Source organism: Naumannella cuiyingiana (assembly GCF_013408305.1).
GTDB classification, from domain to species: domain Bacteria; phylum Actinomycetota; class Actinomycetes; order Propionibacteriales; family Propionibacteriaceae; genus Naumannella; species Naumannella cuiyingiana.
This window is the reverse complement of sequence record NZ_JACBZS010000001.1, coordinates 3,263,048-3,280,093: the sequence shown is the minus strand read 5'-3', so window position 1 is coordinate 3,280,093 and position 17,046 is coordinate 3,263,048. Positions and strand designations below refer to the sequence as shown.

14 protein-coding genes are annotated in these 17,046 nt (G+C 72.9%); 3 read left to right on the top strand and 11 right to left on the bottom strand.

All coding sequences use genetic code 11. The annotated features are described in order from the left end of the window. Window positions 1-35 precede the first annotated feature (35 nt). From GGQ54_RS15415 to GGQ54_RS15400, 4 genes are all read right to left on the bottom strand, one after another. Window positions 36-512 carry an NUDIX domain-containing protein gene (locus tag GGQ54_RS15415; protein ID WP_179446165.1) on the bottom strand — a complete coding sequence of 159 codons (477 nt, stop codon included), beginning with the start codon at window positions 510-512 and terminating at the stop codon, window positions 36-38. Between the two features lie 60 nt (window positions 513-572). Beyond that, window positions 573-1,049: a regulatory protein RecX gene (locus GGQ54_RS15410; protein WP_425487410.1), complete on the bottom strand. Its 477-nt coding sequence runs from the start codon at window positions 1,047-1,049 to the stop codon at window positions 573-575. 83 nt (window positions 1,050-1,132) lie between these two features. Next, the gene (gene recA, locus GGQ54_RS15405) at window positions 1,133-2,179 is read right to left on the bottom strand and encodes a recombinase RecA (RefSeq protein ID WP_179446163.1); all 1,047 of its coding nucleotides are present in this window, start codon (window positions 2,177-2,179) and stop codon (window positions 1,133-1,135) included. A gap of 228 nt (window positions 2,180-2,407) precedes the next feature. Continuing rightward, window positions 2,408-2,599 (bottom strand): DUF3046 domain-containing protein, encoded by a 192-nt coding sequence (locus GGQ54_RS15400; RefSeq protein WP_179446162.1) that lies wholly within the window; start codon window positions 2,597-2,599, stop codon window positions 2,408-2,410. Between the two features lie 102 nt (window positions 2,600-2,701). Here GGQ54_RS15400 and GGQ54_RS15395 point away from each other — a divergent pair, with 102 nt between their 5' ends. From GGQ54_RS15395 to GGQ54_RS15385, 3 genes are read left to right on the top strand one after another with little or no spacing between them, the layout of a single operon-like run. Beyond that, the gene (locus GGQ54_RS15395) at window positions 2,702-3,697 is read left to right on the top strand and encodes a Gfo/Idh/MocA family protein (RefSeq protein WP_343045986.1); all 996 of its coding nucleotides are present in this window, start codon (window positions 2,702-2,704) and stop codon (window positions 3,695-3,697) included. After that, window positions 3,694-4,704, top strand: coding sequence for a Gfo/Idh/MocA family protein (locus GGQ54_RS15390; protein ID WP_179446160.1), 1,011 nt, complete (start codon window positions 3,694-3,696; stop codon window positions 4,702-4,704). The genes GGQ54_RS15395 and GGQ54_RS15390 overlap by 4 nt, the downstream gene beginning before the upstream one ends. 40 nt (window positions 4,705-4,744) lie before the next feature. Next, the gene (locus GGQ54_RS15385; protein WP_179446159.1) at window positions 4,745-9,283 is read left to right on the top strand and encodes an ATP-dependent helicase; all 4,539 of its coding nucleotides are present in this window, start codon (window positions 4,745-4,747) and stop codon (window positions 9,281-9,283) included. Between the two features lie 81 nt (window positions 9,284-9,364). Here GGQ54_RS15385 and GGQ54_RS15380 read toward each other — a convergent pair whose 3' ends face one another. The 7 genes from GGQ54_RS15380 to GGQ54_RS15350 all read right to left on the bottom strand — a co-directional run bounded on the left by GGQ54_RS15380 (window position 9,365) and on the right by GGQ54_RS15350 (window position 17,038). Further along, the gene (locus tag GGQ54_RS15380; protein WP_343046028.1) at window positions 9,365-9,664 is read right to left on the bottom strand and encodes a helix-turn-helix domain-containing protein; all 300 of its coding nucleotides are present in this window, start codon (window positions 9,662-9,664) and stop codon (window positions 9,365-9,367) included. A 114-nt stretch (window positions 9,665-9,778) separates the two neighbouring features. Then, window positions 9,779-10,282, bottom strand: a complete 504-nt coding sequence (locus GGQ54_RS15375) for a nicotinamide-nucleotide amidohydrolase family protein (protein WP_179446157.1) — start codon at window positions 10,280-10,282, stop codon at window positions 9,779-9,781. Continuing rightward, window positions 10,269-10,871: a CDP-diacylglycerol--glycerol-3-phosphate 3-phosphatidyltransferase gene (pgsA, locus tag GGQ54_RS15370; RefSeq protein ID WP_179446156.1), complete on the bottom strand. Its 603-nt coding sequence runs from the start codon at window positions 10,869-10,871 to the stop codon at window positions 10,269-10,271. Before pgsA ends, GGQ54_RS15375 begins: the two co-directional genes overlap by 14 nt. Then, window positions 10,872-12,299 (bottom strand): 30S ribosomal protein S12 methylthiotransferase RimO, encoded by a 1,428-nt coding sequence (rimO, locus tag GGQ54_RS15365; RefSeq protein WP_179446155.1) that lies wholly within the window; start codon window positions 12,297-12,299, stop codon window positions 10,872-10,874. It lies immediately after the preceding gene. 186 nt (window positions 12,300-12,485) lie between these two features. Then, a complete protein-coding gene (locus tag GGQ54_RS15360; protein ID WP_179446154.1) occupies window positions 12,486-15,158 on the bottom strand; it encodes an FtsK/SpoIIIE family DNA translocase in 2,673 nt (890 codons plus the stop codon). A 79-nt stretch (window positions 15,159-15,237) separates the two neighbouring features. After that, window positions 15,238-16,059: a bifunctional hydroxymethylpyrimidine kinase/phosphomethylpyrimidine kinase gene (gene thiD, locus GGQ54_RS15355; RefSeq protein ID WP_179446153.1), complete on the bottom strand. Its 822-nt coding sequence runs from the start codon at window positions 16,057-16,059 to the stop codon at window positions 15,238-15,240. Then, the gene (locus GGQ54_RS15350) at window positions 16,040-17,038 is read right to left on the bottom strand and encodes a thiamine-phosphate kinase (protein ID WP_179446152.1); all 999 of its coding nucleotides are present in this window, start codon (window positions 17,036-17,038) and stop codon (window positions 16,040-16,042) included. The genes thiD and GGQ54_RS15350 overlap by 20 nt, the downstream gene beginning before the upstream one ends. Between the last annotated feature and the right edge of the window lie 8 nt (window positions 17,039-17,046).

Sequence of the window (17,046 nt, the reverse complement as noted above, 5' to 3'; positions counted from 1 at the left end):
CGAGGCCGGGCCCCGACGGTCGGTCCCGACCCGGGTCAGAACACCGCCTCACCGCGCTCGGGCAGCGCCGCCGCGACGCGGGCGGCCATCTCGGCAGACATCGCGGGCAGGTCGTCCGGGGCGAACCAGGCCGCCTCGGTGTTCTCCCCGTCGGCCGGGTGGGGTACGCCCGCGGACCAGGTCAGCCGCCAGGTCAGGTCGATGTAGCGGGTCCGGTCGCCGTTGGCGTAGGTGATCGTGCTCGTCACACCGACCTTTGCCAGCCTGGTCGGCGATGCGGTCACCGCCGCTTCCTCGGCGACCTCGCGAACCGCGGCATCGGCGGGGTGCTCGCCCGGATCCACGATCCCGGTCACCGGCGTCCACTCCCCCGTGTCCGCGCGGCGCACACACAGCACCTGACGCCCGGCGCCCGGCTCGTCCTTGATCACCACCGCGGTCACGCCGGTCAGCCACAGCGGCGCCGTGCCGATCTTGTCGCGCAGTTCGAGGATGAAGTCCGGTGTCGGCACGCCCCGACCCTAGTGCGTGACAGCCGCGGACCGCGGCGCCGAAGCCGGGCCGCGCGGGGCTCAGCCGTCGCCGGTACGCATGGCGTCCTCGACGGCGGACTCGTCGAGGCCGCCCGCCATCTCGTCGAGGACGCGGTAGACGATGCCGGGCCCGAAGCCACGGCGGGCGAGCGCGCCGGCCAGGCGACGCCGGCGAACCTCGGGGTCGAGGCCGCCCATCGACCTGGTCTTCTTCTCCGCGAGGGCGCGCGCCGCGCCCAACTCGTCGTCGCTGTCCACCCCGGCGACGGCGTCGGTGATCACCTCCGGCTCGACGCCCTTGCCGGCCAGCTCACGCTTCAGCGCGCTGCGGGACAGGTGCCGGCGCTGCTGGCGCGACTCCACCCACGCCTGCGCGAAGGCCTGGTCATCGACCAACCCGACCTCGCCGATTCGGTCCAGCACCGCCCGCGCGGCGTCCTCCGGGATCCCCTTGCGGGCAAGGATTCGCTCCAGCTCGACGCGGGTGCGGGCCTGCCCGGTGAGCTGGCGCAACACGATCGTGCGCGCCAGCTCCTCGGGATCGGCGTCGGGATCCGCGGCGCGGTCGTCGCCCGGGCCGGGGCCGGTGTCGCGACGGCTCAGAACGCGACCTCCCCGGTCACCGGGTCGACCCCGGCGGGCACGTCGACCTGCGGGCCGATGCCGAGCTTCTCCTTGATCCGCTTCTCGATCTCGTTGGCGACGTCGGGATTGGTCTTCAGGTAGGTGCGGGCATTCTCCTTGCCCTGGCCGAGCTGATCGCCCTCGTAGGTGAACCAGGCGCCGGCCTTGCGGATGATGCCGTTGTCGACGCCCATGTCGATCAGGCTGCCCTCGCGGCTGATGCCCTGGCCGTAGAGGATGTCGAACTCGGCCTGCTTGAACGGCGGGGCCACCTTGTTCTTCACGACCTTGACGCGGGTGCGGTTGCCGACCATGTCGGTGCCGTCCTTCAGCGTCTCGATCCGCCGCACGTCCAGCCGCACCGAGGAGTAGAACTTCAGGGCGCGGCCACCGGTCGTCGTCTCGGGCGAGCCGAACATCACCCCGATCTTCTCCCGCAACTGGTTGATGAAGATCGCGGTCGTGCCGGCGCCGCTCAGCGCGCCGGTCATCTTGCGCAGTGCCTGGCTCATCAGCCGCGCCTGCAGGCCGACGTGGCTGTCGCCCATCTCGCCCTCGATCTCGGCGCGCGGGGTCAGCGCGGCGACCGAGTCGATCACGATCAGGTCCAGCGCGCCCGAGCGGACGAGCATGTCGGCGATCTCCAGGGCCTGCTCGCCGTTGTCGGGCTGGGAGACCAGCAGCGCATCGGTGTCGACGCCGAGCTTCTTGGCGTACTCCGGATCCAGCGCGTGCTCGGCATCGATGAATCCGCAGATGCCGCCCGCGGCCTGCGCATTGGCGATGGCGTGCAGCGCCACCGTCGTCTTGCCCGAGGACTCCGGGCCGTAGATCTCCACCACCCGCCCGCGCGGCAGGCCACCGATGCCGAGGGCGACATCCAGCGCGATCGATCCGGTGGGGATGGTCTCGACCGGCGCACGGGTCTCCTCCCCCAACCGCATCACCGAGCCCTTGCCGTGGGTCTTCTCGATCTGGGCGAGCGCCGTCTCCAGCGCCTTCTCGCGATCTGCGACGGCCATGCCGGCACCTTTCTCTTCACGCTGCTTGTGGGTCTCTTCACGCTGCTTGTGCGTTCGCGCCCCGCTCGGGCGGGAGCTGTTGTGCTTCTTCATCACTTCCAGACCGTAGGAGCGGGGTCTGACAATCGGGTGGGCCGGTGGGAATCTGTGGAGAAATCCCGCCGTTTGCGTACCCAGTGGAAAACCTAGGCGAACAGGTGTTCGAACCCAAGCGACACGCCGCGGAGGTCAGCGCTCGCTTGCGGGGAGTTCCAGCGCCAGCCAGACGGCGCGCCAGATTCGTTTGAACGGTACGCCCACCGCGATCGCCTCCTCCACGGTGCGACCGAGATCCGGCAACACGGTCTGCGCCGCCCAGACATGGCTGTAGGCCGCACCCAGATGCCTGTCCAGCCGCTCCCAGAGCTCGGTCTCGCGCACCCGGTCAGCGTAGCCAGACCGAGCCTGCAAGACTCGGTCCCGCGCTGCCCACACCGGCCGCTGCCCACACCGGCCGCTGCCCACACCGGCCAAAGGAGTCCCGTGAACAATCGCCCGCCCGTTGTCGCCCTGATCGGCGCCGGCGGCATCGCCTCACCGCACCTGGCCGCGTGGCTCGCGCTCGGCGCCACCGTGCGCATCCATTCCGTCGAGGGCGCCGAACGGCTGGCGGCCGGAGCCGCCCGGGTCGAGGTGGCCCCCGATCTCGAGGCGGCGCTCGACGGTGCGGAGATCGCCGACATCTGCACCCCCACCCCGTCCCATCCCGAGGTAGCCGCGGCTGCGGCCGGCGCCGGGGTGCACGTGGTCTGCGAGAAGCCGCTCGCGCTGACCGCGGCGGCGGCCGACGAGATGCGGCGGATCTGTGCCGAGGCCGGAGTGCGGCTGTTTCCCGGCCATGTCGTCCGGTTCTTCCCCGAGTACCGGGCGATGCGGGCCCACGTCGCCTCGGGTGCGCTCGGCCCGATCGCGGTGCAGCGCTTCTCCCGGACCGGTACGCGGCCGGCCCGCGAGTGGTTCTACGACACCGCGCGCAGCGGCGGCATCGTGATGGACCAGATGATCCACGACCTCGACTTCGCCCGCTGGACGGCCGGCGAGGTGGTCAGGGTGCACGCCCGCGCCGCCTCCGGTGGCCCGCAAGGGGTCAGCTCGGCCCAGATCGTGCTGACCCACGACGGCGGCGCGCTGAGCTATGTCACCGGCACCTGGGCCGCGCCGGGCACCGCCTTCCGCACGACCTTCGAGATCGCGGGGCCCGCGGGTCTGGTGCACCACGATTCCGCGGCCCGCGCCGCCCTGCGGGTCGACGGCGGCGATGCCGGCGCCTCCCGTGGCCTGCTGCCCGCGGCCGCGTTCGGGGAGAGCCCCTATCTGACCGAGCTGCGCGCGTTCTTCGAGGCGGTCCGCGGCGGACCCGAGCCGCCGGTCGACGCCGCCGACGGGGTGGCCGCGGTACGCCTCGGCGAGGCGGCGAACGAATCGCTGGCGACCGGCCGCGCGGTCGAACTCCGGCCGGCAGGGGAGGTGGCGGAATGACGACCGATCCGTTGACCATCGGGATCGTCTCGTTCGCCCACCCGCACGCGCTGAGCTATGCGCGAGCGCTCGGGCAGCGGGCGGACGTGCGGTTGGTCGCCACCGACCCGGGCCCCTACGCGCCGGGTGAGGATCGCGGCGCAGAACTCGCCGAGAGCGCGGCCATCCCCTACGTCGACACCGTCGACGAGCTCTACGCCGAGGGTCTGGACGGGGTGATCATCTGCACCGAGAATGCCCGGCACCGCCCCTTCGTCGAGCAGGCCGCGGCGGCCGGCGTACCCGTGTTGTGCGAGAAGCCCCTGGCGACCACGGTCGCCGATGCCGAGGCGATGGTGGCGGCCTGCGAACGAGCCGGCGTGCCGCTGATGGTGGCCTTCCCCGTCCGGTTCTCCCCGGCCTTCGCGGCGCTCCGCGAGGCGCTCGCCGCGGGCGCGGTGGGCGAGCTGCGGGCGCTGACGGGCACCAACAACGGGCAGCTCCCCGCGGGCCGCGGATGGTTCGCCGATCCCGAACTCGCCGGCGGGGGCGCGCTCACCGACCACGTCGTGCACATCGCCGATCTGGTCGATGCCCTGACCGACGGTACGCCCGCGGCGAGCGTCTACGCCCAGAGCAACAACCTGCTGCACCCGACCGCGGCCGTGGAGACGGCGGGCCTGGTCTCGGTGCGCTATGCGAACGGGCTGTTGCTGACCATCGACTGCAGTTGGTCCAAGCCGGCGGACTATCCGACCTGGGGCGGGCTCACCCTGCAGGCCGTGGGTGAGGCCGGGATCGCCGACCTGGACGCCTTCGGCGAGCGGGTGGACGGGTTCGCCGGCGGGCGGCAGACGTGGCTGTCCTACGGCGCGGATGCCGACGCGGTGCTGCTCGACGCCTTCCTCGCCGGCATCCGCGACCGCACGGCACCCCAACCGGACGGGCACGTGGGAGTACGCACGGCGCGCATCGTCGCCGCCGCCTACGAGTCCGCCCGCTCCGGTCAACCGGTCGAGCTCGGCTGAGCCGCACCGGCTGTCGGTGCCGCGTGGCAGCATCGGTGCGATGACCACGGCACGGACGACCGGCATCGCGGGTGGCGACGCGCTCGCGGGTTTCGCCGCGCCCACCCGCGCGTGGTTCGCGGGCGCGTTCCGGGCCCCGACGCAGGCACAGTCGCAGGCGTGGGCGGCCATCGGCAGCGGTCATCACACCCTCGTGGTCGCGCCCACCGGTTCGGGCAAGACGCTCGCGGCGTTCCTGTCCGCCATCGACCGGCTCGCGTCCCGGCCGGCGCCTGCCTCCCCGCGTACCTCCGTGCTCTACGTCTCCCCGCTGAAGGCGCTCGCGGTGGATGTCGACCGCAACCTGCGCGCCCCGCTGCAGGGCATCGCGCAGGCCGCCCAGCGGATGGGCGAACCGTTCCGCGAACTGAGCGTCGGGGTACGCTCCGGCGACACCTCGACCGGCGACCGGCGCCGGCTCGTGCGCAACCCGCCGGACATCTTGATCACCACGCCGGAGTCGCTGCACCTGATGCTGACCAGCGTCGCCCGCGAGACCCTGCGCGAGGTCGAGACGGTGATCATCGACGAGGTGCACGCGCTGGCCGGGACGAAGCGCGGCGCTCATCTGGCGCTCGGGCTCGAGCGCCTCGCATCCCTGTCCGGCAACGACATCCAGCGGATCGGGCTGTCGGCAACCGTGCGGCCGCCCGAGCGGGTCGCGGCCTTCCTCACCGGCAGCGCGCCGACCCGCCCGATCGACATCGTCGCCCCGCCGAGCGAGAAACGCTGGGATCTCGACGTGGTGGTCCCGGTCGAGGACATGACCGACCTGGCCCCGCCGCCCGATGCCGACCCGGCCGAGACCAGCCGGTCGATCTGGCCGCACATCGAGCGGCGGATCCTCGACCAGATCGGGCAGGCGCGCTCGACGATCGTGTTCACCAACTCGCGCCGGCAGGCCGAGCGGATGACCACCCGGCTCAACGAGCTGCACGCCCAGCGGTCCGGGATCGCGGTCGAGCGCGACCAGCCCGCGGAGATTCCCGCGCAGGCGGGCACCTCGGCCGGGCTACCTGACACCGCCGTGATCGCCCGGGCGCACCACGGGTCGGTCTCGCGCGAGCAGCGAGAGCAGATCGAGTCGGCGCTGAAGGCCGGCACGCTGCCGTGCGTGGTCGCGACCTCCAGCCTGGAGCTGGGCATCGACATGGGGGCGGTCGACCAGGTGATCCAGGCCTCGGCGCCGCCGTCCGTGGCCGGGGGGCTGCAGCGCGTCGGCCGGGCCGGCCACGATGTCGGAGCGACCAGCCGCGGCACGTTCTACCCGACCAGCCGCGGCGACCTGCTGGAGACCGCCGTGGTCGTGCAGCGGATGCGCGAGGGCGCCATCGAGGAGGTGGCGACCCTGGACAACCCGCTCGACGTGCTCGCCCAGCAGATCGTCGCGATCACCGCGCTGGACCCGATCGGCGTCGACGACCTCTATGCCCTGGTCCGCCGCGCGCAGCCGTTCGCCCGACTGACCCGCGGGGTGTTCGAGTCGGTGCTCAACATGCTCGCCGGGCGCTACCCCAGCGAGGAGTTCCGCGAGCTGCGGCCCCGGCTGGTCTGGGACCGGCAGGCCGGCACGCTGACCGGCCGGCCGGGCGGCCAGCGGCTCGCGATCATCTCCGGCGGCACCATCCCCGACCGAGGCCTGTTCGGCGTGTTCCTGGTGGGCTCCGACGAGGGCACCCGACGCGGGCCCGGCCGCCGCGTCGGCGAGCTGGACGAGGAGATGGTCTATGAGTCGCGCGTCGGCGATGTCTTCACCCTGGGCACCACGAGCTGGCGGATCGAGGAGATCACCCACGACCAGGTCCTGGTCTCCCCCGCCCCCGGGCAGCCGGGCAAGCTGCCGTTCTGGCGCGGCGACGCCCAGGGCCGCCCGCTGGAGCTCGGCCGCGCGCTCGGCGCCTTCACCCGGGAACTGTCGGCGGCTCCGGCGCAGGAGGCGAAGCAGCGGCTGACGGCGATGGGGCTGGACGCCAACGCGGCCCGGGGCGCGGTCGACTATCTGGCCGAGCAGCGGGCCGCCACCGGAGCGCTGCCGACCGACCGGCAGGTGATCTTCGAGCGCTTCCGCGACGAGCTGGGTGACTGGCGGGTCTGCGTCCACGCCCCCTTCGGCACCGCGGTGCTCGCGCCCTGGGCGCTGCTGATCGAGGCCCGCGCCCGCGACCGCCTCGGGCTCGAGGTCCATGCGCGGGCCAGCGACGACGGGATCGTGCTGCAGATCCCCGACACCGACGCCCCGCCGCCGGCGGCCGACCTGATCGTCTTCGACGCCGAGCAGGTCGAGGAGCTGGTCACCGAGCAGGTCGCCGACTCGGCCCTGTTCGCCGCGCGCTTCCGCGAGTGCGCGGCGCGGGCGCTGCTGCTGCCCCGGCGCAGCCCGACCTCGCGCTCGCCGCTGTGGCAGCAGCGGATGCGGGCCGCCCAGTTGCTCACCATCGCCGCCCGGCATCCCGACTTCCCGATCATGCTCGAGACGATGCGGGAATGCCTGAGCGATGTCTTCGACCTCGCCGGGCTGGTCGATGTGCAGCGCCGGGCCGCCGGCCGCGACCTCGCGGTCGTCGAGGTGGAGACGCCGCAGCCCTCGCCGTATGCGCGATCACTGCTGTTCGGCTATGTCGGCGAGTACGTCTACACCGGTGACCTGCCGCTGAACGAGCGCCGCAACGCCGCGCTCAGCCTCGATCTCGGCCTGCTGGCGGAGCTGCTCGGCAAGGACGCGGTCTCCGAACTGCTGGACGCGGACGTGATCGCCGGCGTCGAGGACGGGCTGCAGGCGCGCACCGAGGGGCGGCAGGCGGGCAGCGCCGAGCAACTCTTCGACCTGATCCGGTCGGCCGGGCCGTATGCGCCGGGCGAACTGGCGGCGCGATCCACCCAGGATCCGGGCGGCTGGCTGGCCGACCTGATCGCCGCGCGCCGGGTCGCGGAGGTCCGGATCGCCGGTCGGCCGATGATCGCCGCCGCCGAGGATCTCGGCCTGTTGCGCGAGGCGCTCGGCGTACCCACCCCCGCCGGGTACGGCACGCCGGACCCGCCCGACGACGACCCGATCGGCGCGCTGACGCTGCGCTGGGCGCTGACCCACGGACCGTTCACCGCCGCGGAGCTGGCCGATCGTTACGGGATCGGCCAGCCCGCGGTGCTGCGGCAGTTGCGCGCCCTCACCTCCGCCGGCGCCCTGGTCGAGGCCCGGTTCACCGAGGCCGGGAGCGGGGCCGACCAGTGGTGTCACCACCGGGTGCTGGGGCTGATCCGTCGCCGAATGCTGGCCAAGCTCCGCGACGGCATCGAGCCGGTCGAGCCGGCCGCCTATGCCCGCTTCCTGCCCCGGTGGCACGGCATCGCCGCGCGGCCCGGCCTGCACGGGGTGGACGGGGTGCTCAGCGCGATCGAGCAGCTTGCCGGGGCGGCGGTCCCGCTGTCCAGCGTGGAAACCACGCTGCTTCCCTCGCGAGTCGCGGACTACGCCCCCGCGATGCTGGACGAACTGCTCGCCTCGGGCGAGATCGACTGGGTCGGCGACGGCGCGATCGGCGAGCACGACGGCTGGGTCCGGTTCGGCGTCAGTGGCCTCGAGCTGGAGCGGCCGCAGGGCGACCCGGGATCGCCGGAGGCGACCGAGTTGCTGCGGCGGCTGGCCGGCGGCGGCGCGTGGTTCTTCGACGATCTGCTGCCCGGCGAGGCCAGCCGGACGCAATGGGCCTCCGCCCTGTGGCAGCTGGTCTGGGCGGGGCTGGTGCGCAGCGACTCCTTCGGGCCGGCGCGGGCGCTGCTGGCGAGCCAGGGCAGACGGCGCGGGCGACCCGCGCGGCCGAACCGTCCACGCAGCCGCACCGCGCTCAGCGCGGTCCGGGCGGCGCGCGTGGCGCGGACCGGTTCGCCGACCACGGCCGGGCGCTGGTCCGTGGTGCCGGAGCCGGAGGGTACGCCGGACTCGCGGTTCACCGCGGGGCTGTTGGCGCAGCTCGACCGGTACGCCGTGCTGACCCGCGGCGCCGTCCAGGCGGAGAACTCGGCGGGCGGATTCGGTGCCGCCTATCGCGGCCTGTCGGTGCTGGAGGAGCAGGGCCAGTGTCGCCGCGGCTACGTGATCGACGGGCTCGGCGCGGCGCAGTTCGCGCTGCCGGGGGCGGTGGACCGGCTGCGCGCCGATGCCGAGCAGGCGGCGGGCACGGTGCTGCTCGCCGCGACCGACCCGGCGAATCCCTACGGTGCGGCGCTGCCCTGGCCCGAGCGTGCCGGGCACCGGCCGGGTCGTAAACCGGGCGCCCTGGTGGTGCTCGTGGAAGGCAACCTGGCCCTCTTCGTCGAGCGCGGGGCGAGGACAGTGCTCACCTTCAGCGACGACACGGACGCGCTCGACGCCGCCGCGGCTGCGCTCGCGGACGGGGTACGCCGCGGCTGGCTCGGCACGGTCCTGGTGGAACGCATCGACGCGCAACCGGTGTTCGAGCCGCACTCGCTGGTCGACGCACTGACGGGGAGCGGTTTCCGGCTGACCCCGCAGGGTCTGCGGCTGCGGGCCGTCGCCGGCTGAGCGGTCGCGTCGCGCTCAGGTGGCGTAGACGTCGCGCTCAGGTGGCGTAGACGTCGCGCTCAGGCGGCGTAGACGGGGGGCTCAGGCGGCGTAGACGGGGGGCTCGATCCGCTTCGGCGGGATCGGCAGCGACTTCAGCGACTCGGTCCGCGCGACCTTGTCGCTGACCGTCCGCAGCAGCACCGACATCGGCACGCCGAGGGATTCGCAGATCGAGGCCAGCAGCTCCGAGGAGGCCTCCTTCTGGCCACGCTCGACCTCGGAGAGATAGCCCAGGCTGACCCGGGCATCGGCGGAGACCTCGCGCAGGGTACGCCCCTGATCCGTGCGGGCCTCGCGCAGCGACTCCCCCACGGCCTCGCGCAGCAGCACCGGCCTCACGTCCACCTCCACCATGTGTCGACTCTACCCAAACCTTCCCAACGCGATGACGGGCGGGCCGGGGGGCTGATCATCCCGGACTCGCCAGTTCCTGCAACGCCTCGGCGGCGGGGTTCATTCCCCGCCCGAAGCGGCGGCGCCGAGGTCGACGAGCCGGGCGAGCGCGGCCGTCGCGGCGGCGTACCGCACCTCCGAACGGCCGGCGGCCACCGCCGCGGCGGCGACGGTGACGCGGTCGGCGCCGCGATCCCTCCCGTCGGCCCAGCCGACCCACACCGTGCCCGCCGGGTGTCCCTCCTGGGGGTCGGGACCCGCGACCCCGGTGAGCGCCACGGCGACATCCGCGCCGAGCCGCCGCCGCGCGCCGTCGGCCAGCAGTTCGGCGGTCTCGGGCGACACCGCGCCGTAGCGCGCCAGCACCCGCGCCGGTACGCCGGCCAGGGTCTCCTTGCTGTCGGTCGCATAGGTGATCAGCCCGCCGCGATAGACGACCGAGGCGCCCGGCACGGCCGTGATCGCCGCGCCGAGCAGGCCGCCGGTCAGCGACTCACAGGTTGCGGCGGTACGCCCGGCCGCGCGCAGCGCCGCGACCGCCGCAGCGGCGTCAGGCAAGATCACGGGGCGTCCCGCGGACCAGCCGCCATGCCGCGCGCAGGTAGTCCAGGCCGGTCAGCACCGTCAGCACGAGGGCGCCGATCATCGCCACCCAGCCGATGACATCGGGGATCATGATCACCGAGAAGGGTTCGCCCACCGATGGCAGCGGCAGCAGGAAGAGCACGATCGCGGCCGTCTGCAGGGCGGTCTTGGTCTTGCCGCCGCGATTGGCCGAGATCACCCCGTACCTGATCACCGCGAACCGCATGATCGTGATTCCCCATTCCCGCACCAAGATGATGATCGTGATCCACCAGGGCAGCTCGCCGATCACGCTCAGACCGATCAGCGCCATCCCCGTCATCGCCTTGTCGGCGATCGGATCCATCAGTTTGCCGAAACTGGTCACCAGGTTGTGCTTGCGGGCGAGATGGCCGTCGATCAGGTCGGTGATCATCGCCACCACGAAGAGCGCGGTCGAGGCGATCCGCCAGCCGGGATCGGCGGGGTGGGCGATCAACATCCAGCCGAGCAGCGGCACCAGCAGGATCCGCAGCACCGTCAGGGCGTTCGGCACGTTCCACGGCGACACCCGGCCCTCGTCCGCCACTCAGATCACCTCCGCGGCAAGGTCGGCACCCTCGCTGGCCAGCACCCGGCAGCAGACCAGCTCGCCCACCTCGGCACTGCCGCGGACGAGCGCGGTCTGGCCGTCCACCTCCGGGCCCTGGTGCGCGGCGCGGCCGACCGGCCCGTCCTCGCCCAGTTCCTCGACCAGCACGCTGAGCCGGCTGCCGATCCGGTCCTCGGCGCGCTGCTCGATCAGCGCATCAGCAAGATCAACCAACTCGCCGCGGCGGGCGTCGATCTCCTCGGCATCGAGGTGGCCCGGCAGGTCGACGGCCGCGGTGCCCTCCTCGTCGGAATAGCCGAACACGCCGATCGCGTCCAGCCGCGCCGCGATCAGGAAGTCGCGCAACACGGCAACATCATCGGCGCTCTCGCCGGGGAAGCCGACGATGAAGTTGGACCGGATGCCGGCCTCCGGCGCGAGCGCCCGCACGGAATCGATCAGGCCCAGGAAGGACTCGGCATCGCCGAACCGGCGCATCGCCCGCAGCACCGGCCCCGACGCGTGCTGGAAGGAAAGGTCGAAGTACGGCGCGACCTTGTCGATGCCGCAGATCGCCTCGACCAGCGCTGGCCGGGTCTCGGCCGGCTGCAGGTAGGACACCCGGATCCGCTCGATCCCGTCGACGCCGGCGAGCCGTCCCAACAAGTTCTCCAGGGCGCGGATGTCGCCGAGGTCCTTGCCGTAGGAACTCGTGTTCTCGCTGACCAGGAAGACCTCGCGCACGCCCTGCTCGGCCAGCCAGCGCGCCTCGGCCAGCACGTCGTCCGGCGGCCGGGAGACATAGGAGCCGCGGAAGGCCGGTATCGCGCAGAAGGTGCAGCGCCGGTCGCATCCCGAGGCCAGCTTGAGCGGCGCCATCGGGCCCGCGGTCAGGCGACGGCGTACCGCCGCCCGCGGCCCGGAGGACGGCGCGATCCCGGACGGAAGATCCGGCCGGTCGCCGTGGCCGGGCGTGAAGCCGCGGGCCGCCGGCCGGTCGATCGGTGTGATCGGCAGCAGGGTACGCCGGTCGCGCGGCACGTGCGGGGCGTGCCGCTCGCCGGCCAGGATCCCGCGCAGCCGGTCCGCGATGGACCCGTAGTCGTCGAAGCCGAGCACCGCATCGGCCTCGGGCAGCGCCTCGGCGAGCTCGTTGCCGTAGCGCTCGGCCATGCAGCCGACCGCCACGACGGCGCGCGCCGAGCCGGCATCCTTCAGATCGGCGGCGGCCATGATCGTGTCGATCGAATCCTTCTTCGCCGCCTCGATGAAGCCGCAGGTGTTCACCATCACGGCCTCGGCGTCGTCGGCGGAGTCCACCAACCGGAAGCCGCCGGTCTCCAGCCGTGCCGCCAGTTCCTCGGAGTCGACCTCGTTGCGCGCGCAGCCCAGCGACACCAGGTGGACGGTCGTGGGTTCGGGCACGCGGACACTCCTCGCTGCGGGATCGGTTGCGGGGTCGGCGCCCAACTGTACGCCGATCCGCACCGCGCCCGGTCAGTTGCTGGACATGCTCTCGATCAACCACTTGTCCCGGCCCGCGGGTTTGACCAGCGCGAACTCGACGGTCATCGACGAGCCCGGCCGGGTCGGCGCAGCCGCAGGCCGACGTCAGCCCTCGGCCAGAGTGGCCAGCACCTCGTCCAGTTCGTCGGGTTTGACCAGTACGTCGCGCGGCTTGGAGCCCTCCGACGGCCCGACGATGCCCCGGGTCTCCAGGATGTCCATCAGCCGGCCGGCCTTGGCGAACCCGACCCGCAGCTTGCGTTGCAGCATCGAGGTCGACCCGAGCTGCAGGGTGACCACCAGCTTGGTGGCCTCCAGCACGAGCTCCAGGTCGTCGCCGATGTCCTCGGCGACCTCCTTCTTCGCCTCGGTCGCGGCGGCCACGTCCTCCCGGTACTGCGGGCTGAGCTGCTCGCTGACGTGCTTCACCACCCCGCGTACCTCGGCCTCGCTGACCCAGGCACCCTGCACGCGGATCGCCCGCGAGGCCCCCATCGGCACGAACAACGCGTCTCCCTGCCCGACCAGCTTCTCCGCGCCGGGCTGGTCCAGGATGACGCGCGAGTCGGTCATCGACGAGGTGGCGAAGGCCAGCCGGGACGGCACATTGGCCTTGATCAGGCCGGTCACCACGTCGGTCGACGGTCGCTGTGTCGCGAGCACCAGGTGGATACCGGCGGCGCGGGCGAGCTGGGTGATCCGGACGATCGAGTCCTCGACATCGCGCGGGGCGACCATCATCAGGTCGGCCAGCTCGTCGACCACGACGAGCAGGTACGGGTAGGGCTCCAGCCGTCGCTCGGAGCCCTCGGGCAGCTTGACCTGACCCGCGCGTACCGCCTTGTTGAAGTCGTCGACGTGCTTGAAGCCGAACGCGGCGAGGTCGTCGTAGCGGGTGTCCATCTCCTTGACCACCCACTGCAGCGCCTCGGCGGCCTTCTTCGGATTGGTGATGATCGGCGTGACCAGGTGCGGGATCCCCTCATAGGCGGTGAGCTCCACCCGCTTCGGGTCGACCATCAGCATCCGCACCTCGTCGGGCGTGGCCCGCATCAGCAGCGAGGTGATCATGGAGTTGACGAAGCTCGACTTGCCCGAACCGGTCGCGCCGGCCACCAGCAGGTGCGGCATCTTCGCGAGGTTGGCGATCACGAAGCCGCCCTCGACGTCCTTGCCCAGGCCCATCGTCATCGGGTGATGATCATTGCGGGCCTTCGGCGAGCGGAGCACGTCACCGAGCGAGACGATCTCCTTGTCGGTGTTCGGGATCTCGATGCCGATCGCCGACTTCCCCGGGATCGGCGACAGGATCCGCACGTCGGCGCTGGCGACGGAGTAGGAGATGTTCTTGCTCAGCGCGGTGACCTTCTCGACCTTCACCGCGGGGCCGAGTTCCACCTCGTAGCGGGTCACGGTCGGCCCGCGGGTGTAGCCGGTGACCGTGGCGTCGATGTTGAACTGGTCCAGCACGCCGGTCAGCCGTTGCACCACGTCGTCGGATGCCTTGGTCCGCTCCTTGTGCACGCTGCCGGGCTTCAACCGGCCGGGGTCCGGCAGGACGTACTGCACATCGCCGGAGAGCACCTGTTGCTCGGCACGGGCCGGCGCCGGCGAGTGCTCCGGCGGGGCGGGCTCGGGCCGCGGCTCGCTGCGCGTGTCCGCGGGCCGGGCCCCGGGCTTCGGCCGCGGCGGCTCGTCCGGCTCCAGCTCGGCATAGTCGAACACCCGGTCGTGGTCCTCGACGGGCAGTACGTCCTCCGGCTCGTCCGTCGGCGGGTCGAGGTGCACGGTGGCGACCTGCGGCTGACGCGGACGGCTCGGTGCGGGCGGCAGGTCCGCGCTCTCGGCCTCGTCGTGGTCCTCCTGCTCGTCGCCCGCCACCTGTCGGCCGCCGACGATCGGGGTGTCATAGGCCTCGTCCACGCCGTATTCCGGCTCGTCCTCATCGGTCCCCGCCGGCCGGCGCTGCGGGATCGCCTCGCGCAAGGCCTGCAGCCGGGCGGGAATCTCGTGGATGGCGACGCCGACGACCACGACCAGACCGAAGACCGCCAGCAGCACCAGCAGCGGCGTCGCCACCCAGGTGGTCAGCAGGTCGGCCAGCATCGACGAGGAGATGTAGCCGAGCACGCCGCCCGCCTCGCGCATCGCGGCCGGCTCGCTGGGCGGCGGGATGTTGCGGGAGACGCTGATCAGCCCGAGCACGCCGAAGGCCAGCGCGCCCCAGCCGATCAGTTGCCGGCCGAGCGGCCCGTTGCGGTCGGGGTGGCGCAGGGTACGCCAGGCCATCACCGCGAACAGGACGGGCGCGGCGTAGGCCATGAACTGACCGATCACCGTGGTGGTGCCGGTCACGATGGCGGGCCCGACCGGCTCGGGCAGGCCGAACCACAGCGCGGCCGCCAGCACGATCGCGCAGCCGAGCAGGAACAGTCCGATCCCGTCGCGGCGCAGCTCCGGGTCGAGATCGCGGGCGCTGCCGCCGATCGCCCGGGCGCCGGATCCGGTGGCGAGCGCGATGCCGCGCCACACCTGCACGGTGGCGTACCCGATCGTGCCGAAGAACCCGCGGCCCTGCTTCTTCTTCGCCGGCCGCCGCTTGGCCGCGGCGCCGCTGCGCGCAGCCGGCTGGCGGGTCGGAGCGCCCTTGGCCGGCGTGCGGGTACGCGGACTGCTTCCACCGGTGCGGGTGGACGTGGACTTCTTGCTTCCGGACGACCGCGATCTGGCGCTGCTCGAGGCTGCCGACCGCGGTGGGGAAGACGCGCGGGTCGCCATGCGGGCGAGACTAGTCAACTCCTCGTCCGCTGGCGCGCCACCACGCCGGGCGGGCGAGCAGGATCCCGCTCCGGGCCGCTCAGTCGATCCGGCCGCGCAGCTCCCACAGGTGATCGACCGGCCCGATGCCCGACCCGAGCGCAAACCCGCCGGCGATCGCGCCGGTGACGTAGCGCTTGGCCGCCCCGACCGCCTCCGGCATCTCCTTGCCCAGCGCGAGCTGGCAGGCCAGTGCCGATGCCAGCGTGCAGCCGGTGCCGTGGGTGTGCCGGTTGCTCAGGCGCGGGCCGGGGTAGCTGCGGACCGGTTCGGCACCGCGGTAGAGCCGGTCGATCGGCTCGCCCTCGGCGTGGCCGCCCTTGATCAGGGTCCAGGTCTGGCCGGATCCGGCCAGGGCCGCCGCGAGCTCGTCGGGCGGGGTCTGCACGGTCAGGCCGCTCAGCAGCGCCGCCTCACCCAGATTCGGGGTGATCACATCGGCCCGCGCGAACAGCCGCTCGCGCAGGGCGACCACCGCGTCGGGGGCGATCAGCGGGTCCCCGTGCTTCGATGCGCAGACGGGGTCGACGACGACCGGGACCGGCGCGGGCAGCGTACCCAGCAGGTCGGCGACCAGGCCGACCAGTTCGGCGTCGGCGAGCATGCCGGTCTTGATCGCGTCGACGCCGATGTCGTCGACGACGCTGCGGAACTGCGCGGTGACCAGGTCCGCGGGCACCGGCCAGAAGTCCTGCACCCCGACGGAGTTCTGCGCGGTCAGCGCGGCCAGCACGCTCATTCCGTGTACGCCGTGCGCGAGCATCGTCTTCAGGTCGGCCTGGATGCCGGCTCCCCCGCCGGAGTCCGAGCCCGCGATCGTCAGCACCCGGGCCGTGGGCAGCTCACCGCCGGAAGTGCTCATAGCCGCTTGCCTCCTCCCACGGCGCGCCGTCCACGAGCACGCCGGGCCCGTCCGGCCCGGCGTCGCGGACCCGGCCGATGACGAGCCAGCCCTCCGGAACCCGACCCTCGTCGAAGGTGGCGGCCAGCGCATGGTCCTCGCCCCCGGTGAGCATCAGGGCAAGCGGATCGCTCCCGGTGGCGGCGGCCACGGCCCGCAGCGGGTCGGGAACCTCGAAGGCGCCGGTATCGACATCGCAGGTCACGTCCGATGCGTCGGCGATGTGACCGAGATCGGCCAGCAGGCCGTCCGAGACGTCGATCAGCGCACCCGCGCCGGCGGCGGCGGCCTCCGCGCCTGCGCCGTAGGGCACCTGCGGCACCTTCTGCGCCTCCACCACGGCGCGCGGCGATCGGAACCCGCGGCTGAGCACCACCAGCCCCGCGGCCGCCCAGCCGACCCGGCCGCGGAGGGCGATCACCTGACCGGGGCGGGCCCCGGAGCGCAACACGGGGCCGCCGGCGGCCGGCGTACCCAGCGCGGTGACGGCGATGGTGACCTCACCGGAGCGGGTCATGTCCCCGCCGACGAGTACCGCTCCCGCGGCCGCCGCCTCCTCGGCCAGGCCCTGGGAACACTGCCGGGCCCAGCTCGCGGGCAGCTCGGGCGGCGCCGAGAATGCCACCAGCAGGGCGACCGGTCGCGCGCCCATCGCCTCGATGTCGGCCAGGTTCACGGCGGCCGCCTTGCGCCCGACCTCGTGCGCCCACGACCAGTCGCGGCGAAAGTGCACGCCCTCGACCATCGTGTCGGTGCTGCACACGACGGGTCCGGAGAAGTCGATCACCGCGCCGTCGTCGCCCGGGCCGACGCGCACCGCGTCTTCGTCGCCCGGTCCGACGCGCACTGCCTCTTGGGTCGGCAACCCGGCGAGCACCTGGTCGATCAGCCCGAATTCCCCGATCTCGGCGATGGTCGGTCCTGCGCTGTCGGAGCTCACCGGCCACA

Coding starts and splice junctions, on each gene's coding strand:
- recA (WP_179446163.1), bottom strand. CDS start 2,179: ATGGCCGTCGCAGATCGCGAGAAGGCGCTGGAGACGGCGCTCGCCCAG.
- thiD (WP_179446153.1), bottom strand. CDS start 16,059: ATGAGCACTTCCGGCGGTGAGCTGCCCACGGCCCGGGTGCTGACGATC.
- GGQ54_RS15360 (WP_179446154.1), bottom strand. CDS start 15,158: ATGGCGACCCGCGCGTCTTCCCCACCGCGGTCGGCAGCCTCGAGCAGC.
- GGQ54_RS15390 (WP_179446160.1), top strand. CDS start 3,694: ATGACGACCGATCCGTTGACCATCGGGATCGTCTCGTTCGCCCACCCG.
- GGQ54_RS15385 (WP_179446159.1), top strand. CDS start 4,745: ATGACCACGGCACGGACGACCGGCATCGCGGGTGGCGACGCGCTCGCG.